1 protein-coding gene is annotated in these 563 nt (G+C 37.7%); it reads left to right on the top strand.

Annotated elements, in window-relative coordinates; genetic code table 11:
* On the top strand, positions 1 to 299 hold a 299-nt coding region (locus NUW87_RS11935; RefSeq protein WP_369127944.1), incomplete at its 5' end, for a reverse transcriptase-like protein.
* Between the last annotated feature and the right edge of the window lie 264 nt (positions 300 to 563).

The following is a 563-nucleotide window of genomic DNA, read 5'->3' on the forward strand; positions in this document are numbered from 1 at the left end:
CAACTAATAACCAAGCCGAATACACCGCTGTTATTGGCCTCTTAACCGCCGCCCAGCATCATCATATTCGTCACCTTAGCGTTTTTCTCGACTCTCAACTAGTCGTTCTCCAACTCAACAATGTGTACCGCATCTGTGATCCTTGTCTCTTTCACAAATACCTACAGGTTAGTCTTTTATCTCGACATTTTGATTCCATTACATTTACACATATTCCCAGACAATTAAATCAAATAATAGATCAAATAGCTAACATAGTGTTAGATTGGCATATATCACATCAAGCTACACATACATAAACATATCACAAAAAGCTGTCACAGCATATATATAGAATAGACATCATAAAAAACATCAGCAAAACTATGTAGACGACATTAGGATCTCAAAATGTGTATACTCCTGTATATATAAAGACCTCTCAGGCCATCCAAATGTTTACATACAAAAATACATGTATTCGCAGGCCAATGCAACACCTTGGTACAAACAATGGGTTCACCAGCCTATATACAACAAAACCACGATATACATCATGCACCACTCATGGTGCCTCTATCGTG

The sequence above is a fragment of the Corynebacterium pilbarense genome, assembly GCF_026930265.1.
Classification (GTDB): Bacteria; Actinomycetota; Actinomycetes; order Mycobacteriales; family Mycobacteriaceae; genus Corynebacterium; species Corynebacterium pilbarense.